The following is a 20,459-nucleotide window of genomic DNA, read 5'->3' on the forward strand; positions in this document are numbered from 1 at the left end:
CCTAATAGTAAATACATTTCAAAAAATTAATTTTTTGAGAAATTTTTGGTGTGGGCTTTAATTCTCAATAACCAATACTTATTGACAGAACTGTTACTGTTACGTACTTTTAGACTTTTTATTTACATCGAACTCAGGTGGTATAGGTAAAATCAAAAAAGTTCGCTTTTTTGTGATAGCTAAAAACTTATTAAATAATAAAAAATTACCCAGTCCTTAAATAACAAAGACTCCTTGAGGAGTCTTCGCCAAAAATCAATTTTTGGTATTCAGAACGTCTTTACCGGAATTCCTCGACCATAAAGGTAACGGGATGTCATGTTTAGACTATCTCTCAACGCCTAAATCATGTCTGCTGCATCCTATATTTCCATATTAGGCTATATTTTCAATTTCGTCAAGTTTCTATTTGTCTGATAGCGTAGCGTGGCGTAAGCCATATCAGGATACCCAGGATTAGAGGATTTACAGGATGGTTATTTGATGGTTGATGACTATTTACTTAATATTTTGTCTGAATCAGGATAACCAGGATTATAGGATTTACAGGATGGTTATTTGATGATTACTAGAGGTAAATGATGTATTGATTATTACAGTAATTTCATAAAAATTAACCTTTCTCTATACTAATCATCAACAACTAACCAATAATCGAACAATCACATCCTGTACATCCTTAAATCCTGGACATCCTGATTCTGACAATATTAAAATTATGTAAACAAATAACAAAATTACTCAAATATGCTATTTTACATACAGCATACATGAAACCAACGATTAACGAATCATGAATCATCCACAACAACCGCGAGAATACGATGCTGTGCTTGGTGGTAATAGTCCATTACTAGAAGGTGCTGCGGTTTTAGGTGGAATTGAAGGGGTAAAATTGCGGTTACAAAATCCAGATGCACAGTTAAGAATTGCTGCACTTGAGCAAGCTGTGAATTATGGAGAACAGGGTTTAGATTTGGTGATTGCAGGTTTAAATGATGAATCTTGGGATATTCAAAATACGGCTTATTTAATATTAAGTGACAGAACAGAAACAAAAGTTAAACAAGCATTAATTTCTAATCTCCAAGGGTTAAAACTAGAAAAGATTGAAGTAGTAACAACTAACAAATTTGGAAAAATTATTCAACGACAGCAACGTATAGCCAAATATTTTATAGAAGATTTGGGTAATGGTGTGACATTGGACATGGCTGCAATTCCTGGTGGTACTTTTATGATGGGTTCACCAGAAAATGAAGCGGGAAGAAGTGATAATGAAAGTCCCCAGCATCAAGTTACAGTTCCTAGTTTCTTTATGGGAAAATATCCAGTAACACAGGCACAATATCAAGCTATTATGGGAAATAACCCTTCTTATTTCGAAGGTAGTAATCGCCCAGTTGAACAAGTTAGTTGGATTAATACCGTGGCTTTCTGTAAAAAGTTAAGCCAAAAAATCGGAAAGACCTACAGACTGCCCAGTGAAGCCGAATGGGAATATGCTTGTAGAGCGGGAACTACTACACCATTTCACTTTGGAGAGACGATGACAACGGATTTAGCTAACTATGATGGTAATTATACTTATGGACAAGGAACTAAAGGAGTTTATAGAGAAGAAACAAGAGAAGTAGGCAGCTTTGGAGTAGCTAACAATTTTGGATTATATGATATGCACGGCAATATACGTGAGTGGTGTCAAGATAATTGGCATGGTAACTATGAAGGTGCGCCAACAAATGGAAGCGAATGGCTAGATATTGAAGAGAATATTAACTGGAAAATGCTGCGTGGTGGTTCGTGGAGCAGCATTCCTGATTATTGCCGTTCTGCTTATCGCAGCAGCAACTACCTCGGTACCGACCTCAACGGTCTCGGTTTTCGGGTTGTATGTAGTGGTGCGGCGAGGACTTAGTAGCACTATGCGCTTTTGCCCTCTTGCTCTTTTCTTTTCTTATCCCTCTCGCATAGCGAGAAAAATTTTTTTGTCTGAATCAGGATATCCAGGATTAAAGGATTGACAGGATTGTAATTTGATGGTTGATGACTATTTACTTAATATTTTGTCTGAATCAGGATAACCAGGATTAGAGGATTTACAGGATTGTTATTTGATGATTACTAGACGTGAATGATGTATTGATTATTACGGTAATTTCACAAAAATTAACCTTTCTCCATACTAATCATCAACACCTAACCAATAATTAAACAATCACATCCTGTACATCCTTAAATCCTGGACATCCTGATTCTGACAATATTAAAATTATGTAAACAAATAACAAAATTACTCAAATATGCTATTTTACATACAGCATACATGAAACCAACCATTAACGAATCATGAATAATCCACAACAACCGCGAGAATACGATGCTGTGCTTGGTGGTAATAGCCCATCACTAGAATGTGCAGCCGTTTTAGGTGGAATTGAAGGGGTAAAATTGCGGTTGAAAAATCCAAATTCAAATGTAAGAATTGCTGCACTTGAGCAAGCATTGAATTATGGAGAACAGGGTTTAGATTTGGTAATTGCAGGTTTAAAAGATGAATCTGTAGAAATTCAGATACAAGCACATCATATATTAAATTCTAGAATTGAATCAAAAGCGAAACAAGCAGCTTTTAATTTTAATCCCCAAGGTTTAAAACTAGAACAAATTGAAGTAGTAACAGTCAACAAATTTGGCGAAATTATTCACCGTCAGCCGCGTGTAGCTAGATATTTCATGGAAGATTTAGGTAGTGGTGTAAAGTTAGAAATGGCTGCAATTCCTGGTGGTACTTTTATGATGGGTTCACCGGAAAATGAAGATAGAAGAATGGATAAGGAAGGTCCTCAGCATCAAGTTACAGTTCCTAGTTTCTTCATGGGAAAATATCCAGTAACACAAGCACAATATCAAGCTATTATGGGAACTAACTCTTCTTATTGCAATGGTAGTAATCGCCCCGTTGAAAGCACTAATTGGAATAATGCGGTGACTTTCTGTCAAAAGTTGAGTAAAAGGACAGGAAAAACCTACAGATTGCCAAGTGAAGCCGAATGGGAATATGCTTGTCGAGCAGGAACTACCACACCATTTCACTTTGGAGAGATGATTACAACGGATTTAGCTAACTATAGTGGTAACTACACTTATGGCGGTGGGATTAAAGGAATTTACCGATGCGAAACAACAGAAGTAGGCAGCTTTGAAGTAGCGAATAATTTTGGCTTATACGATATGCACGGCAATGTCTGGGAGTGGTGTCAAGACAGTTGGCATGGTAGCTATAAAGGTGCGCCGACAGATGGAAGCGCATGGCTAGATACTGATACCAATGTAAGGCTGCTGCGCGGTGGTGCGTGGAACCTCAATCCTGGAGATTGCCGTTCTGCTTATCGCTACGTCAGCAATCTCGGCTTCAGCAACGTCTTTATTGGTTTTCGGGTTGTATGTAGTGGTGCGGCGAGGACTTAATAGCACTATGCGCTTTTGCCCTCTTGCTCTTTTCTTGTCTTATCCCTCTCGCATAGCGAGAAAAATTTTTTTGTCTGAATCAGGATATCCAGGATTAAAGGATTGACAGGATTGTTATTTGATGGTTGATAGATGAGATTCATATATTTATTCTTCCATCTCACTTCATAAATATTTCACTTTTCTCTAAACTAATCATCAACAACTAACGAATAATCAAACAATCACATCCTGTACATCCTTAAATCCTGGACATCCTGATTCTGACAATAATCTTCCATCTCACTTCATAAATATTCAATTTCCTCTATACTAATAACAACTAACCAATAATCAAACAATCACATCCTGTACATCCTCAAATCCTGGGCATCCTGATATGGCTTACGCCACGCTACGCTATCAGACAAAAAATTTTCTTCTTTGCGTCTTTGCTCCTTGGCGACTTTGCGCGAAATAAAAACCCCAATAAACTAACAACTAACTCCCTTATTTATACATAATGAATAACCCCCATCAACAACTACTCCAACAAATAGACCTCATGCTTCGCGCCCGCTATCCCCTACTATATATAGTCGGAGTCGAAGAAGAACCAATAGAACAAGTCCTCCAACAACTCACCCAAATATCCCAGACACCACGACAACTATTATTATGGGATATCGTCACCGGTTGGGATGACAACGGAACTGATAAAGGTTCAGTCATGGGTGCATTATCAAGAATTACCAAAACCCCAGAAAATACAACCACAATATTTGTATTGCGAGACATACATTTTATCCTCAAAAACCCCGAAACAGAAAAAAATGCTCCCGTAATTCGGGCTATCAAAAACCTCACCCGTCAACTCAAACGCACACGCCAAACCCTCATCCTCACCAGTCATACATTAACCATACCCCCAGAACTACAAGAAGAAGTTACAGTAATTGATTTTCCCTTACCCAACATTCAAGAAATAGATTATTTAATTCAGCAATTAATAGTCCCCGAAAAACTTAACTTAAATGGACTAGGAAAAGAACAATTAATCAAAGCCTGTCAAGGATTAAGTCGCGCCAGAATTAGAAGAGTTTTAGCCGCCGCTTTAGCAGCAAAAGGACAAGTCAACGAAACAGATATTGATAGAGTATTAGAAGAGAAAAAACAAGCAGTTCGCCAAACCGGAATATTAGAATTTTACACCGCCAATGAATCATTAAAAAACGTCGGTGGCTTAGAAAATCTGAAACAGTGGGTGCGAATGCGTCAAGATGCTTTTACCGAAGAAGCACGACGTTATGGAATACCCAACCCCAAAGGCGTTTTATTAGTAGGAATCCAAGGAACAGGAAAATCATTATCAGCCAAAACTATCGCCCATGAATGGCGTTTACCATTGTTACGTTTAGACGTGGGGAGATTATTTGGGGGTATAGTGGGAGAAAGTGAAAGTCGCATTCGCCAAATGATACAATTAGCAGAAGCAATATCACCCTGTGTATTATGGATGGATGAAATAGATAAGGCATTTGGTAATATTAATAGTGGTACAGATGGTGACTCTGGCACATCGCGCCGGGTATTTGGTACACTCATTACCTGGATGCAAGAAAAAACCAGTCCGGTGTTTATGGTGGCTACTGCTAATAATGTGCAAATATTACCAGCCGAGTTATTAAGGAAAGGGCGATTTGATGAAATTTTCTTTTTAAATTTACCCACGGAAAAAGAACGCCATGATATTTTTAAAGTCCATTTGCAAAAAATCCGTCCTTCCCGACTGCGAGATTTTGATTTACAGAAACTTGCAAGTCATAGCGAAAATTTTAGCGGTGCGGAAATTCAACAGGTAATTATTGATGGTATGCACCGCGCTTTTGGTAGTTTAATTGATGGTAATAGGCGGGATTTTCACACTGAAGATATTTTAGCTGCGGTGTCGGAAACTGTTCCTTTGGCTGCTATTGCTAAGGAACAAATTACTAGTTTAAAACGCTGGGCGGCGGAAGCTGGCGCAAGAACGGCTTCTATTGATACGCTGTTAATTGAGGAGTTGAAGGTTTATTCTCAGCAGCAAGGTTTGGGTCCTTTGGAGGTGGATTAAATAATAAAAGAAAACGAACCGCAGAGGCGCGGAGGACGCGGAGGGAAGAGGTTTTGGAGAGATTTTTATAGGAGTTGATTTTTTATGTCTCATTTTACAACTATTAAGGTGCAAATTAAACAGGGTGAAGTTTTGCTTGACGTTTTGCAAGAGTTAGGTTATCAAGTTGAACAAAATACTCAGGTTCGGGGTTATATGGGTGATACAATTAATGCTGAATATGTGATTAAGCAAGCTAATGGTTATGATTTGGGTTTTCGTAAAAATGGAGAAGGTTATGAATTAGTGGCTGATTTTTGGGGTGCGAAAATTAATCAGCAGGAGTTTGTTAATCATATTAGTCAAAGATACGCTCATAAAACTTTGATGGGAACAATTCAAACTGAGGGTTTTAATGTGGAGGAAGAGGAGGTTTTAGCAGATGGTACGGTGCGGGTTATTGTTGGTAGATGGGTTTAATTTCTGATTTATTAACATTATTAAAAAGTAAAAATCATCATGGCTGAATATCAAAAAGTTGAATATCGCATTGGGAAGGATGGTAAAATTGTGGAACGGGTTTTAAATGTCACTGGTTCTAGTTGTGTGGAAACAACAAAGGGGTTAGAAAAATCTTTGGGAGAAATAGAATCTCAAGAATTGTTACCGGAATATTATCAAGATGATGAGTTAATTACAGCTTCCGAAAATCAATCTTTACAACAACAGTAAACTAGATCCCCGACTTCTTAAAGAAGTCGGGGAGGGGATCTGAACACCAACTACATAAACAATATGCTAGAACAAATTAATCAAGTTGCTTTTGCTGTAATTCTCGTAATCATTGTTTATATCATTCTGCGGTTTTTATTCCCAGCAAATAATCAAAATACATCTATTAATAATCAACCTGTAACTTCTCCCGACACAGAACAGAAAATCAAAGATTTAGAAATTCAATGTCAACGACTCAGGGAGGAATTAAAACAACAATCTCAACAATTACAAACTGATTTTCAACAAGAAACTTTTACCCAATTACAAACTCTACTCAGCAATTATCCCACAGTTAAAAAAATGGCTTTAGCTAAACCTGAATTACCCGCTAAAAACCTAATTTCCCTATTCACATCTTTAGATAGTTTAATTACCAATTGGGGTTATACTGCTATTGGTGAAACTTGGAAACAGGTTAATTATAATCCCCAATTACATCAAGCTGATAGTGATGATATTCAAGAAGGGGAATTAGTATATATTCGTTTTATTGGTTATCAAAATGGTGATAAAGTTCTTTATCCTGCTAAAATTAGTCGCACTCTACCTGGAGGATTTGATAATACTTAAACTCATGAATTTGTAGGTTGGGTTGAGGAACGAAACCCAACATTTACTGCTTACAATTTTTTAGATAATATATTTATTCTGTCTTCACCCAACATCAAGATATCAATTATCTATCATTTTTGTTGGGTTGCGCTTCGCTTAACCCAACCTACTTAAATTATGACAACTATTGCAATTGATTTTGGTACAAGTAATACTGTAATTAGTATTTTAGAAGCTGATACTCAACAACCTAAAAGTTTACGTTTTCCTAATTTATCCCGTTTGTTTTTGGGTGTCAATCCTCAAGGTGAAAGATTAGAATATCCCGTTATTCCTAGTTTAATGTTTATTAAATCAGGTAATAATATCATATTAGGTGAAGGTGTGAGAAGTCAAAGATTAGGACTTTCTCAAAGTTATCCTCCTGAACGGTTATTTAAAAAGTTTAAACGTGATTTAGCTGGAGATTATCAACCACCAGCAATCCAAATTGATGGGATAAATTATAATGCTATTTCTGTTTCTGAGTTGTTTATCCAAACTATTTGGACGGAAATAAAAAGGCAAAATATCCAACCTAGTCATTTAATTCTTACTGTTCCTGTTGGTGCTTTTGAACGTTATTTAGATTGGTTTCGAGATTTGGGGACAAAATTAAATGTTCCAAAAGTATCAGTTATAGATGAATCTACAGCAGCAGCTTTAGGATATGCTGTAAAACGCCCTGGTAAGTTAATTTTAGTAGTAGATTTTGGTGGGGGAACTCTCGATTTGAGTTTGGTTAAAACTATGACTAATTCTCATGAAAATAACAGTTTACGCGCTGAGGTTTTAGCTAAGTCGGAAGCTTATGTAGGTGGTGAAGATATTGATGTTTGGATAGTTGATGATTATTTACATTCTCAAAATTTAACCCCGGAACAAGTTGGGAAAATTGGTTATCAAAATTTATTAGAAATTGCGGAAAGATTAAAAATTCAATTATCAAAAAATCAATCTGTGGCTGAAAGTTGGTTTGATGATGAATCTTTTATGTCTTATGAATTAAAAATTAATCGTGAAAAGTTAGAAGAGATTTTAGAATATGGACAGTTTTTACAACAGTTACGAGATACCTTAGATGAAGTTTTAGCTTCTGCTTTAAGAAAGGGTATTTCTAAGAATGATATTGAACAGGTTTTGTTAGTAGGAGGAAGTTGTTTAATTCCCGCAGTTCAACAATTAATTATTTCCTATTTTGGTAAAAATAAAGTAAAATTAGATAAACCCTTTGATGCTGTGTGTCATGGTGCATTAGCAATAACGCAGATTACCGAAATAGATGATTTTCTCCGTCATAGTTACGCGATTCGTTTATGGGAAAATTATAGCAAAAGTTATATTTATCATCGCTTATTTACCAAAGGTGAAAAATATCCTTGTCAACGTCAAGAATGGTTAAATCTGCAAGTTGCAAATAATGGACAAAGGGAGATTCGTTTAGACATTGGTGAATTAGGTGATATGACACAAACAGAAATTGCGTTTGATGCTTCGGGAAGAATGACTTCTAGCACTCTCCAACATCAAGAAAGTTACCGTTCCTTAGATAATCAAAATCAACAGGTTTGTGTGGCAAAACTCAACCCACTAGGTGAAGCAGGAATTGATAGAATATCGGTGTTGTTTGAGGTAGATTCTCGACGGATTTTATTAGCAACTGTGAAGGATTTATTGACGGGAAAAGTTTTAATTAATAGGGGAGAAATTTATAAGTTGACATAAATAAAATAATACAAGTGTTCCTATGATAAAAAATGCAATGCTTCTGTAATTTTAATCATATCTATACAGCACTTCCCGGTGTTATGAGGTACATATCTAGCGGGCAAGATGCCCGCACTACAAGAGTTCCATGATTCAACTTTGTACCTCATAAGAGCGGAAACCGCTGTAATAATTTAATTATATTGCTACTTAACTTTTTTGACAAGATCAATTACTATTGATGGTTGCGTAGTCCAAAACAAATCAATTTTATAAAACTTGCATTTGTGAGACAATTTCTCTGTTCAATTAAAAATAATTGTTAAATCTATGAGCAATCAAGGTTCTATTCCCGTTATCGTTAACGGTGCTGCTGGTAAAATGGGACGTGAGGTAATTAAAGCAGTAGCCCAAGCGTCTGATTTGATTTTAATGGGTGCAATTGACACAACTCCCGAACATCAAGGTAAAGACGCGGGGGAACTAGCGGGTTTAAGTGAACCCTTGGAAGTACCAATTACCAATCAATTAGAGCCAATGTTGGGGTATGTAGCTGGGGAAAGACAGATGCAACCGGGGGTATTAGTTGATTTTACCCATCCTGATGCAGTTTATAATAATATTCGCAGTGCGATCGCCTATGGAATTCGTCCGGTTGTAGGAACTACAGGTTTAAGTCCCGCACAACTCGAAGAATTAGCTGATTTTGCCGAAAAAGCCAGTACCGGTTGTTTGATTATTCCTAACTTTTCCATTGGTATGGTACTACTCCAAGAAGCCGCTGTGAGAGCTTCCCAGTATTTTGATCATGTAGAAATTATCGAACTCCATCATAACCAAAAAGCGGATGCTCCTAGCGGTACAGCCATTCAAACCGCTCAACTATTAGGTGAAATGGGTAAAACCTTTAACACTGCCATTGTGGAAGAAACGGAGAAAATAGCCGGAGCTAGAGGCAGTTTAGCAGACGAAGGGATTAGAATTCATAGTATCCGCTTACCGGGACTCATTGCCCACCAAGAAGTGATTTTCGGTGCAGCAGGGCAAATTTACACCTTACGTCATGATACCAGCGATCGCGCCTGTTATATGCCAGGAGTATTATTAGCCATCCGCAAAGTTAATCAGCTAAAGTCATTAGTATATGGATTAGAAAAAATACTTTAAAAGCAAGGAGTCAGGAGTCAGGAGTCAGGAGTCAGAATAATAAATAAATATAGAGAGAAGTGAAATTTTCTCAACCTCATCAAAGTTGACTCCAAAAGCCATTATTATCTTGACTTCCATATTCTCTATTCTGAATCCTTACCTTGAAAATTGCGATTTTTCCATCTCAAAGCCAAAAATATGATCGTTCCCCTAACTCGCCAAAAATTTGAACAAATCATTCCCCTGGTTGCCTCTGGACCACAATATAAATACTATTGGGGAAAGTTAAGCAATTTTGTGCAGCGGATACTAATTTCTGTAGTTACCTTAGCTGTGCTATTGCTTGCACAATTCTTGTTTAGATTGGAATTTGGGTTAATCTTCTTTTTTGGAGTATTTGGTGCTTTCTTTTGGCTTTGGTATCCCGTATTTCAAGCAAGTATCCGCAATGGAAAATGCCGCCGTTATAAATACAGTGGCTTTTTCCGGGGACGAGTGCTAGACTGGTGGATTACAGATAAGTTAATGGGCAAACAGGAAACCGTTAACGGCAAAGGTGAGTTAGTCATCATCGAAAACCGTGAAAAGCGGATTAACTTAGAAATAGGCGACGACACAGGATTTAGTGTGGAGTTTGAAGCCCCATTACGCAACGCCCACAAAGTCATTTCTCGTGGTCAAATAGCTGAAATGGTGGTTATGTCAAATAGTTCTGATTTAAGCACAATTGAAGAATTCAGCGATATATATATTCCTAGTCGTGATCTATGGGTAAGCGATTATCCTTATGTCCGCAAAGACTTTTTTAATGAAGTTAGTGTCCGCTTGCGTGCAAACCAAGAAAGAAACCCCCGCCGTCGTTCACCGAAGACAGGGAAGTAGGTAATTGGTGATTGGTGATTGGTGATTGGTGATTGGTGATTGGTGATTGGTCATTGGTCATTGGTCATTGGTCATTGGTCATTGGTAAAAATCTTCTCCCTACCTCCCCAACCTCCCCAACCTCCCCAACCTCCCCAACCTTCCCTACCTCTTCAACCCCCTCCAGTTCTATCCTGTCCATAGGCTTGCCAAGCCAAGTCTACTAAGCCGTCAACAATGGCAGCAGCTACGACAGCGTTACCCTTGCGACCTTCAATCGTGATGTAAGGAACTAGAGATTCTTGTAATCGTGCTTTTACTGGTTCTAAATTGACAAAACCTACGGGGGTAGCAATGACTAAAGCGGGTCTAATTTCTTCGGCTGCAATTAATTCAACCAATGCAGTTAATGCTGTTTGTGCTTGACCAACTACAAATATCCCCTCTGGATAACGCCTAGCTAGGGTTTCAATCCCCCAAGCAGCAAGGGTTTTTTCTTTTTGGGGTCGTGTTAGTGCTTCCATACTGCAATACACTGGATTAGCAAATGTATTTTGAATATCATGGGCTATGGCTGCTTGTACCATTGGTGCATCTACGACAATGGTAGTACGTGCTACCAGGGCTGCTGCTCCAGCTTGTAATGCTTGTTCTGAAAACCGGATTAAGGATTTATACTCTAAATCTGCTGTAGCATAAACTACGCGACGAACGATTTCATACTCTGCTGGTGAAAAAATATGATCACCAATTTCAGTATCAATAATTGCCAGACTTTGAGCGTCAGTTACGTGCCATTCCATTGTTATTTAATGTATTAGTTTTTAGCTTATCAATTTCCGTGCGTAGTCTTTGTTGATTGGTAATTGGCAATTAGTAATTGGGCAGAATTTATTTCTAGTTGCCAGTTACCAGTCAGTATCCTATAACTTTTCAGGATTCAGCGTTAGAGGAAGTCCGACTAAACACGGGGGATAAATAAGCTACTAAAGCACCAATGGCAAAAGCGGAAATATTGCGGACGAGAGGCAACCAATCGCTTGTCCGGGTAATAACTGGAGCAATACCGAAGGCAATAAATAATATTCCCCATAAAGGTGAGAAAATTAACGCCCATTGCCAACCAAGTATCTTTTTGTCGCCGCGCGGTTGGGCAGCAAAACCACAAATAATCCCCCCAACAGCAGAGGTAACAAGGGTGAGTATCCATTGTTCTCTAGGGAGTCCAGGAACGACGTTACAACCACCTTTGAGTAAGCAACCTTTCACTGAATTTAGAGCCTGGAGAATGGCTTGATCTTCTCCTTCTTCACGGACAAAGTATAAGTTACCAAAGCGGGTTTGTAGTTCAATCCAGAAGGTGCGGGGTAAGAATTCATAAACGGCATCACCAACACTAAAGCTGAGGATGTTACCACCACGAGCATCTGCTACTAGGAGAATGCTTTTATCATCTAAACCCCAATATTTGATTACTGCTCTCCCTGGGGTGCGGTCGTATTGAGTTAAAACGCGCAATTTCCAACCAGTATCAGTTTCAAACTGCTCTAATTCTTTAACTAGCTTTTCTTCTTGGGGGTCAGGGAGAGTTTTTGCTAAATCTACTACTGGGGTGACAAAGCTGGGTAGCAAATCGGGATTTTCATAAGCTAGGGCAGATGGAGAATTAATTGCCCAAATTGAGCCAATAAAGCCAAATACGGCAATTGATACTAAAATTCGTCGCCAAAAACACAGGTGCATGAACGTTATTATACTATTATCTACGGGAGAATGTAAAAAGTGCTTTTCAAAGATTAATGTAAAAGTGATACTTCTTTACACTTCTTTACCTTACTCTAATATTAGATATCTCAGCAAAATCTGATGGAGAAATTAGGAATTGGTGACCACTCGCTGTTGATCAGTTTTGGCAGTGTTTAATCCCGTTCTCATTGATCAGCGTTTTCGCATTTCTCCTGGTTTTTTTTTGCGAGCGAAGCTTGTCCAAGCTGCTTTAAAGCCGACGAAGACACTACGGGTACTAATTTGTAGATTTTCTGCTTGTTTTTTGGCGGTATCTAGACTTTGATCAAATTGTTTGACAACTTGACCGGCACTTTTAACACCTTCACTAACATCATCGGTTAATTCGGTTATTTCTAAGGTGGTGTTGCGGATAGCGTTGAGAGTGGGTGGCAACTCCCGTGAAAGGGTATCAAAGAATTTTTCGGCACTGCGAGCAGCATGGGCTAGTTCCTGCAAAGCGGGTATGGCTGCCACCAAAACGGCTGTTAGACTGGCAGCAACTAGGAGGATGGATAGTCCCAGCCAAAACAAAGGATCAATCACGGTTATGCCACTTATGAACGTTCTAGTTTTTCGGTCAAAGGATCAGTATCGTTTGTGGTGCTGCTGACATCAACAGTATTTTTTTTGTTTAAGTTTTGGCTTTCGCGCTGGGTAGCGTCTATGCCAACTGCGATCGCATCCCGCAGTCTGTCTACAGTTTCATCCCAGTTTTGCAGGGTGCTATTAGAAAGACGATCTGCCTGAATTTGCACGCTGGTCGTGATATCTTCTGCTAATTCGGGGATAGCATTGGCAGATTTTTTCACAAGTTTACGGGTTTCCCGTCCTGTGCGGGGAGCAACTAATAAACCTGCTAAAGTGCCAATAGCTGCTCCTAACATCAAACCACCAATAAAAATTCCAGAACGGTTGTTAGACATTTTTTGATTTTTCTACTCCATAGAATTTATCTTATATCTTGCACTGGGTATTGAGAAGTTGCGGTGACACAATTAAAACTTCTTCTTTCTTCTTTCTTCTCTCTTCTTTTTGACCACTGACCACTGTACGGGCGAAGCATTTGGAGAACTATTTTTGGCAATAACCGATAATTTATCTTCCAAATGCTTCGCACTGTACGGGCGAAGCATTTGGAGAACTATTTTTGGCAATAACCGATAATTTATCTTCCAAATGCTTCGCCCCTACTGACCACTGACGACTGACTCTTACATATTAGCTATAAGTTGCTACTTTTTTAGCTACAAGCCAAAGATTAGATACAGCATATTTCACACATACTACCTCTCTTGAAGCATCACAAGAACCTTTGAGGGTTTGTGTTTTTATATCATCTTTTACAAGTTTGGCCTGGTAAGTATAGAGAGTTCCAGAAGGTTGTTCAAAACTTAACTCACCTAAAATTGTCTGATTATCTAGGCTTTTCTCCAGAATTTTCCCTGTGACTTTATAGTTAAACCAATCCCAACCTAAACGCAGCATGAGTTCTCTTTCCAAAATTTGCAAGGGATTTGGTAAGATTCCCCAACCGCGATAAACTTTATTTAAACATTCTATATTTCCAGTTTGGGTAAGAATTGATTTAAAGGTATCTTGATCCAGAACTCCGTAATATCTGCCTTGGGGAAAATCTATGGCTGTGGGTGCAAATCTATGTCCACCAAAGTGACTTGATCTCCAAATTCTGAGATGATTTAACTGTAAATCAAAGATGGTATTTTGAGCATGAAAGTAAAAAGGATTGCCATATTTTGCACAACATTGATCATGGCTACCATGGGTACAAACTAATATATCTCTTGTGGGATTGGATGCTATTTCATCATCAACACTGACTCCAGTTAACCATTTCCTGACTACTCCTGCTACTTGTTCAATATTTGGTAATTTAAATTCTTGTTTTCGGTATCCGTTACTTGATCCCTTTTCTTGCTGATAAATTAATAAAGTTGTTTGTTCTTCCCTGTGTGTTTCATCATTAGCAATTAATAGAAAATGAATTGATAATTTAGCACGTTTGACATCTGCAACCAAAATCCGTAAATTATCTGGAACCCATTTAGAATTAAAGGCTTCAGAAACCCAAGGGGTAGGACATTCTACTAATATATAGGTTTGGTGGTTAGTAGCACTACCAATAACATCTTCTTGTATTTCTCGTGAATGATCAGCGCAAAAAAAATTATTCATTGACACTTACTCAAATATATATTTTATGAACAATTGTTAACAAAAATCTAGGTAGACACTTTATCAAATTCTGATTTTTCCCAGTCTTTCCGGTTAAATAAATGCTCTTTCCCAAAATGTTAAGAATTCAAAATATCATTTTTTTTACATTTAACAGGGAGATTTTCGAGAATATCTGGAGCTAATTTATCGCTTTTTTGATTAGTATTCTTCATCCTTAGTCTTAATCGCTGAATTCTGAGATTTAAACTTTTCCCTAAATGATCTAAGAGACTTCCAATTAAAAAAATATCCCAAAATCTCTTGTGGTGCGGGCATCTTGCCCGCTAACAACACAAGGACGGGCAAGATGCCCATCCTACAAAATTGGATCATCTTTTTTGTGGAATTCTCTAAATAGAAAATTCGATCCTTTGTCTGTATACTTAATGACATACATTCACTAGCTTTTAAATTATAGCTAAATTTATCCATATTGCGAAATATTCTCAATTGATTGTGAAAAAAATATAAAGGCTAGAAACTTTCTTTTTATCTAATCACGTATTTTGACTCTAACCCAACTCAATTGCTAAAGCAACTATTTTCTCAAATAAATTCTACAAAAATATATCTTTACATTAATTTATCCTTCATAAAAATTAATAATATTCATAATCTAACAAAAACCGATCATAAGTATCATTGGATTTACAAATGTAATAAATAAGATTATACATAAGTTACAAGAATAATTAATACAGAAATATTTTTATGCAGACAGTAAAGATGGTTTCATAGTGAACTACAACAAAATTGTGATTAAGTAATAATGGTGAATGGTTGTTTTGTCAATTCCCTATTTTTAATTATATGACATTAATTTTAGCTCTGGATTTTGGTGGCACAAAATTGGCAGCAGCAACAGTAAAGGGTGGTGCGAAGGAGTGGTTGTACCATGAATCACGGTTTTCACCCGCAAATGGTGATGCTTTGACTGATTTAGAAATTATGCGATCGCTCATTGATTCCGTGCTAAAAGGAAGGAAACCGGATGCCATTGGTGTCAGCTTCGGTGGTCCAGTAGATGCAACCACAGGTTTAGTCCGCTTATCTCATCACGTTCCTGGCTGGGAAAATGTTCCCCTCAAACAAATACTCGAAGAAGATTATTATACACCTGTCAGTATAGATAATGATGCTAACGTTGCTGCTGTTGGTGAACATCGCTTTGGGGCTGGACAAGGATATGATAGCCTATTTTATATTACCATTAGCACTGGTGTCGGTGGAGGTTGGATACTTGACGGCAAGCTTTGGCGGGGTGCATTAGGCATGGCGGGAGAAATTGGACACATGGTAGTAGATCCTAGAGGTCCCTTATGCTTATGTGGAAAACGGGGATGTGTAGAACGTTTAGCTTCGGGTCCCTACATGGCGCAAAATGCCCGGGAAATGCTGGAGAAAGAACCACCCAGTGCTAACGGCAAAGTCAGGGGAGACGTACTTAGGTATTTGACAGGTAATGATCTCAACTTACTTACAGGCAAAGTCATTAGTACCGCAGCAGCCAACGGAGATGAAATAGCACAAGAGGTATTATATCGGGGTGCTTGGGCGTTGGGAGTCGGTATTGGTAATGTAGCCAATTTGATGAATCCCCAACGGTTTGTTTTAGGTGGTGGTGTGACCAAAGCTGGGGATAATTTCTGGACTGTGGTGCGGAAAGTAGCTAGGGAAACCGCACTCCCAGAGGTGAATTTTGAGGTTGTGCGGGCATTGTTGGGTGATGATGCACCTTTGTGGGGGGCTGTGGCTTTGGGTTTGAGTGTGTTAGATTAAATTCTTTTTCTCACGCAAAGGCGCAAAGACGCAAAGAATAATCAAGAGTTTCCTTTAAATATTCGCTTGTTGTCTTTGATAAAGTGACCAGTACAAACCTTTTTGTTTTAAGAGTTCTAAATGTGTTCCTCGTTCGGCTATTACTCCTTTTTCCATGACTAATATTAAATCGGCTCGTTTGAGGGGGGCAAAACGGTGGGCAATTAAGAATACTGTGCGGTTAGAGGAAACATTTTTGAGGTTTTGTAATACTTGTTGTTCGGTTTCACTATCTAAGGCACTGGTGGCTTCATCTAATATGAGAATTGGTGCAGACGTTAGAAATAATCTGGCTAATGCTATGCGTTGTCTTTGTCCTCCAGATAATGCTGTTCCTCTTTCTCCTACGTTGTTTTCATAACCGTAAGGTAGTTGACTAATGAAGTCATGGGCTACTGCTAATCTAGCCGCTTCGACAACTTGTTCGGAGGTAATATCTGGATTTCCTAATGTGATGTTTTCTAAGATTGAACCATTAAATAAAAAGTCTTCTTGGAGAACTACACCGATTTGTTGTCGTAAGGATGCTAAGTCAGCACTTTTGATATCAAATCCATCAATTAGAATCCGTCCTGATTCAATTTGATAAAGTCGTTGAATAATTTTGGAAAGGGTACTTTTTCCTGAACCACTTCTGCCAACAATGCCTACAAATTGTCCGGGTTCAACATTAAAAGAAATTCCTTTTAATACTGGTTCGGTGTTGGCATTATAGCGAAAGAAAACTTGATCAAAATTAACTTCTCCTTTGAGGGGTGGTAATACTAATCCTGTTCCTGCTTCTGTTTCTGGGGCAGCGTTGAGAATATCACCAATTCTATCTACTGATAATAGAACTTGTTGGAGATTTTGCCATAACTGCACTAGCCGTAATAGTGGGCTGGTCACTCTTCCTGATAACATTTGGAAGGCGATTAATTGACCAATTGTTAGTTGATGATCAATTACTAATTTTGCCCCAACCCACAGGATGATTAAGGTGGAAAAGTTAGTCAGAAAGTCACCAATATTACTACTAATATTGGATGTAGTTGAGGCTTTAAAACTGGTACGAATAAAGCGGGCAAATAAACCTTCCCAGCGTTCTCTTGCTATTGGTTCGGCTGCATGGGCTTTAACTGAATGAATGCCGGTGATTGTCTCGACTAAAAATGATTGACTGTCCGCACTGCGGTTAAAGGTTTCATTTAGCCAATTTCGCAAAATTGGTGTCGTGACGATGGTTAAAGTCGCAAATAATGGTAATACGGCTAAGGCTACAAATGTCAGGGGAATGTTGTAATAAAACATCAATCCCAGGTAAACTACAGCAAAGATACTGTCAAGAATGACGGTTAAGGCTGTACCTGTGAGAAATTGGCGAATTTGTTCTAATTCCTGGACTCTAGCGACTGTATCGCCCACTCTCCGCGACTCAAAATAAGCCAAGGGTAAACGCATTAAATGGCGAAAAAGTTGGGCGGATAAACTCAAATCTAAACGCCGGGCTGTGTGGGTAAATATGAATAGCCGCAGCATACCCAGAATAGATTCAAATGTCGCCACTAGCAAGAGAGCGATCGCCATCACATCTAAGGTGGCTAAACTCTCCTGTACCATCACTTTATCAATGATGACTTGAGTAATTAATGGTGACGCTAATCCCAATAATTGCAAGGTAAATGAAGCTATTAAAACCTCACCTAACAAACCTCGATATTTCCAAACTGCGGGAGTAAACCAAGCTAAATTAAATTTCTCTTGTTGGGAAATTAATTCAGCTTGCCATAATGTCCCATTCCAACAATTTTCTACTACAGATTGCGGTAATTGTTCACAACTATAATCAGGATTTTGGGGATTAGCAATAATTAAATAATTGCCTTTGATTCCATAGGCTACTACCCAATTTAATTGGTTATTTTTACCTTCCTGATTACTTTGATTCCACAACAACAAAGCGGGAAAAGTTAATTGGCGTAAATCACTCCAACTAACCTGCAATTTCCGCAACACTAACCCTACTTTTTCCGCAGCTTCTATCAGGTTTTTGGGTTTTTGTCCCCGCAGTTGGCGTTGTACCCATTCCAATTGCACAGGATTTTGTAAATGTTGTGCCACCATTGTTAAACAAGCTGCACCTGTATTCCCACTTCCCACAAAGGGATAATTGGAAATTATCGGTGGAGAAGGTGCGGAAGGAGGTAGAGAAATGGGAGAATTAGCAACTGGTAAAATGGCTTCTGTTTCCTCTACCTCTAGTGAATTTGTCCAAAATTCATCAATTTGAGAATTGACAAACTTTTTCCATACAGCCGAATTCCAACACATTACTACTACTTCCTTGCTGGTAGCGATAGCTTTACAATCAGCAAATATTTGTTGACAGTTACCAAACCAATCTCCTGTTTGTAAAGTAGCTACAGTTTTATTTTCTTCTTCTTCTCGTAACCGGACTTTACCAGTGACAATGAAGAACTGATAACTTCCCTCGTCAAAGGCATCACCACCTAATTTTTGTGACCAAATTTTTTCGCCAAGTTTGTAATTACGAATTTCCGCTTGCTGTTTTAATTCGCTTTGTTCTTCAGCATTTAGCCAGGATAGCGGCGGTTCATTCCAGGGTAAATTGTTTAACACATTTATTAGTTAAAATTGATTATTGAAATGTTTTAATCTACTTGAATTCTGACTGTAAGATCCTGAATTTTATCCCCTAGCCATTTCTCAAATAACTCATTTTTTAGTGATTGTTGTAATTGAGGATCTTCCAAAGATGCTGGGAGAATTTGTTCTAATCTAAATAAGGCAAAACGTCCTTCTATGTCTATGGGATTGATCAATTTTCCTGGGGTGGTTGCGTCTACAGCCGCACGTAATACATCTGGTATAGTTCCCCGACTAATTGGTCCCATCATGCCATTGAATACTCGTTCATCTGCTAATGAATACTCTTTTGCTAGTTGTTCAAAACTACTTCCTTCTTCAATTTGAGTTTGTAGTTCTTCGGCTAATTCCCGACTATCAACTAGAATCCGTGAAAGGATGACTCTATCTAAGTAAATCTTCCTTTCAATAAAGTATTCTGGTAATTTTGATTCTGTGACTAATGCTTTGAGTTTCTCTAATTGAAAGCTAAAGGTAATAGATGTATGAAAAGTTGTATAATCTGTACTATTACTTATTAGCCATTCTTGAAATTTTTGTGGATCAGTTAGTTGATTTTTTAAGCGAAAATCAATAATTGTCTGTTCAATTAATGCCGAACTAATTTCAATATCTGTTCTGGTATTAATTTCTTGTACAATTACGTGCTGACGCAAGACATCACCAATAAAATTCCCCAGTTTACCCGATATTTGTAGATATTTAACTACTTCAGCCAGGGCAATTCCTTGGTCATTTACAGTCAAAAAAGATGAAGATTCCATGAAGTAATTCTGAGCATAAAACTAAAACATCTATAAGACTTTCCATTAAATAATAGAGAAAACAGTAGGGAATGATATCTAGGAATAATAAAGATTCGATAAATTAAATATGTAATTAATATTTGGTGATCAAATATTCTAATTTTTTGATTAATAGTGAACTCAATGATTTTAGATGATTACTATTTTTTATCTGTAAGCAATATGACCAAAATCAAAATGATTTTGCTGTCACTCAATCCAACATCAGACATTAGAGGGTGTTTGAAAAGTTATGGTTGATGTATTAAATATTTTTTACCCCACCCTAACCCTCCCCTTGTAAAGGGGAGGGAACTGGATTTTTATTGTTTCCCCCCTTTACAAGGGGAAAGGGGGGGTAGCAATGTGATGAAAATTACGGAATACCACTTTTCAAACATCCTCTTATTAACAGGATTTAGAGGGTGTTTGAAAAGTTATGGTTGATGTATCAAATATTTTTTACCCCACCCTAACCCTCCCCTTGTAAAGGGGAGGGAACTGGATTTTTATTGTTTCCCCCCTTTACAAGGGGAAAGGGGGGTAGCAATGTGATGAAA

Annotated in this window: 16 protein-coding genes and 2 pseudogenes; 10 read left to right on the forward strand and 8 right to left on the reverse strand. The window is 38.0% G+C overall.

What is annotated here, in order from left to right; translation table 11 throughout:
• Positions 1-1,093: 1,093 nt before the first annotated feature.
• The 9 genes and pseudogenes from PN450_RS18795 to PN450_RS18835 all read left to right on the forward strand — a co-directional run.
• A pseudogene (locus tag PN450_RS18795) lies at positions 1,094-1,918 on the forward strand (formylglycine-generating enzyme family protein); the annotation flags it as partial.
• 431 nt (positions 1,919-2,349) lie between these two features.
• Positions 2,350-3,471 carry a formylglycine-generating enzyme family protein gene (locus tag PN450_RS18800; protein WP_417033759.1) on the forward strand — a complete coding sequence of 374 codons (1,122 nt, stop codon included), beginning with the start codon at positions 2,350-2,352 and terminating at the stop codon, positions 3,469-3,471.
• Between the two features lie 502 nt (positions 3,472-3,973).
• Positions 3,974-5,563: an AAA family ATPase gene (locus PN450_RS18805; protein ID WP_271837190.1), complete on the forward strand. Its 1,590-nt coding sequence runs from the start codon at positions 3,974-3,976 to the stop codon at positions 5,561-5,563.
• 84 nt (positions 5,564-5,647) lie between these two features.
• A complete protein-coding gene (locus PN450_RS18810) occupies positions 5,648-6,022 on the forward strand; it encodes a DUF1257 domain-containing protein (RefSeq protein WP_271837191.1) in 375 nt (124 codons plus the stop codon).
• A gap of 39 nt (positions 6,023-6,061) precedes the next feature.
• Entirely contained in the window at positions 6,062-6,274 is a 213-nt protein-coding gene (locus PN450_RS18815) for a DUF2997 domain-containing protein (protein ID WP_148760747.1), read from the forward strand.
• A 63-nt stretch (positions 6,275-6,337) separates the two neighbouring features.
• On the forward strand, positions 6,338-6,889 hold the full coding sequence (locus tag PN450_RS18820; protein WP_271837192.1) for a nucleotide exchange factor GrpE: 552 nt from the start codon (positions 6,338-6,340) through the stop codon (positions 6,887-6,889).
• 159 nt (positions 6,890-7,048) lie between these two features.
• Positions 7,049-8,635, forward strand: coding sequence for an Hsp70 family protein (locus PN450_RS18825; protein ID WP_271837193.1), 1,587 nt, complete (start codon positions 7,049-7,051; stop codon positions 8,633-8,635).
• A gap of 312 nt (positions 8,636-8,947) precedes the next feature.
• On the forward strand, positions 8,948-9,784 hold the full coding sequence (dapB, locus tag PN450_RS18830; protein WP_168633000.1) for a 4-hydroxy-tetrahydrodipicolinate reductase: 837 nt from the start codon (positions 8,948-8,950) through the stop codon (positions 9,782-9,784).
• A gap of 180 nt (positions 9,785-9,964) precedes the next feature.
• Entirely contained in the window at positions 9,965-10,648 is a 684-nt protein-coding gene (locus PN450_RS18835) for a phosphate ABC transporter permease (RefSeq protein ID WP_271837194.1), read from the forward strand.
• Positions 10,649-10,800: 152 nt separating this feature from the next.
• On the opposite strand, the gene PN450_RS18840 is transcribed toward PN450_RS18835, so the two are convergent.
• The 6 genes and pseudogenes from PN450_RS18840 to PN450_RS18865 form a co-directional block, all read right to left on the reverse strand.
• Entirely contained in the window at positions 10,801-11,430 is a 630-nt protein-coding gene (locus tag PN450_RS18840) for a precorrin-8X methylmutase (protein ID WP_271837195.1), read from the reverse strand.
• A gap of 130 nt (positions 11,431-11,560) precedes the next feature.
• On the reverse strand, positions 11,561-12,370 hold the full coding sequence (locus PN450_RS18845) for a TPM domain-containing protein (protein ID WP_148760737.1): 810 nt from the start codon (positions 12,368-12,370) through the stop codon (positions 11,561-11,563).
• A 222-nt stretch (positions 12,371-12,592) separates the two neighbouring features.
• Positions 12,593-12,958 (reverse strand): annotated as a pseudogene (locus tag PN450_RS18850) (hypothetical protein); the annotation flags it as partial.
• Between the two features lie 11 nt (positions 12,959-12,969).
• The gene (locus tag PN450_RS18855) at positions 12,970-13,338 is read right to left on the reverse strand and encodes a YtxH domain-containing protein (protein WP_168633003.1); all 369 of its coding nucleotides are present in this window, start codon (positions 13,336-13,338) and stop codon (positions 12,970-12,972) included.
• A gap of 72 nt (positions 13,339-13,410) precedes the next feature.
• Complete coding sequence (locus PN450_RS18860; protein WP_271837196.1) at positions 13,411-13,548, reverse strand: hypothetical protein; 138 nt, start codon at positions 13,546-13,548, stop codon at positions 13,411-13,413.
• Between the two features lie 85 nt (positions 13,549-13,633).
• A complete protein-coding gene (locus PN450_RS18865) occupies positions 13,634-14,608 on the reverse strand; it encodes a sucrase ferredoxin (RefSeq protein ID WP_271837197.1) in 975 nt (324 codons plus the stop codon).
• Positions 14,609-15,460: 852 nt separating this feature from the next.
• Here PN450_RS18865 and PN450_RS18870 point away from each other — a divergent pair.
• Positions 15,461-16,429, forward strand: coding sequence for an ROK family protein (locus PN450_RS18870; protein WP_271837198.1), 969 nt, complete (start codon positions 15,461-15,463; stop codon positions 16,427-16,429).
• Between the two features lie 54 nt (positions 16,430-16,483).
• Here PN450_RS18870 and PN450_RS18875 read toward each other — a convergent pair whose 3' ends face one another.
• Together PN450_RS18875 and PN450_RS18880 are read right to left on the reverse strand one after the other, a co-directional pair.
• Complete coding sequence (locus tag PN450_RS18875; RefSeq protein WP_271837199.1) at positions 16,484-19,087, reverse strand: type I secretion system permease/ATPase; 2,604 nt, start codon at positions 19,085-19,087, stop codon at positions 16,484-16,486.
• A 32-nt stretch (positions 19,088-19,119) separates the two neighbouring features.
• Complete coding sequence (locus PN450_RS18880; protein WP_015079041.1) at positions 19,120-19,878, reverse strand: peptidylprolyl isomerase; 759 nt, start codon at positions 19,876-19,878, stop codon at positions 19,120-19,122.
• Between the last annotated feature and the right edge of the window lie 581 nt (positions 19,879-20,459).

Origin of the sequence: Dolichospermum lemmermannii CS-548 (assembly GCF_028330815.1) — a bacterium.
GTDB classification, from domain to species: Bacteria; Cyanobacteriota; Cyanobacteriia; order Cyanobacteriales; family Nostocaceae; genus Dolichospermum; species Dolichospermum lemmermannii.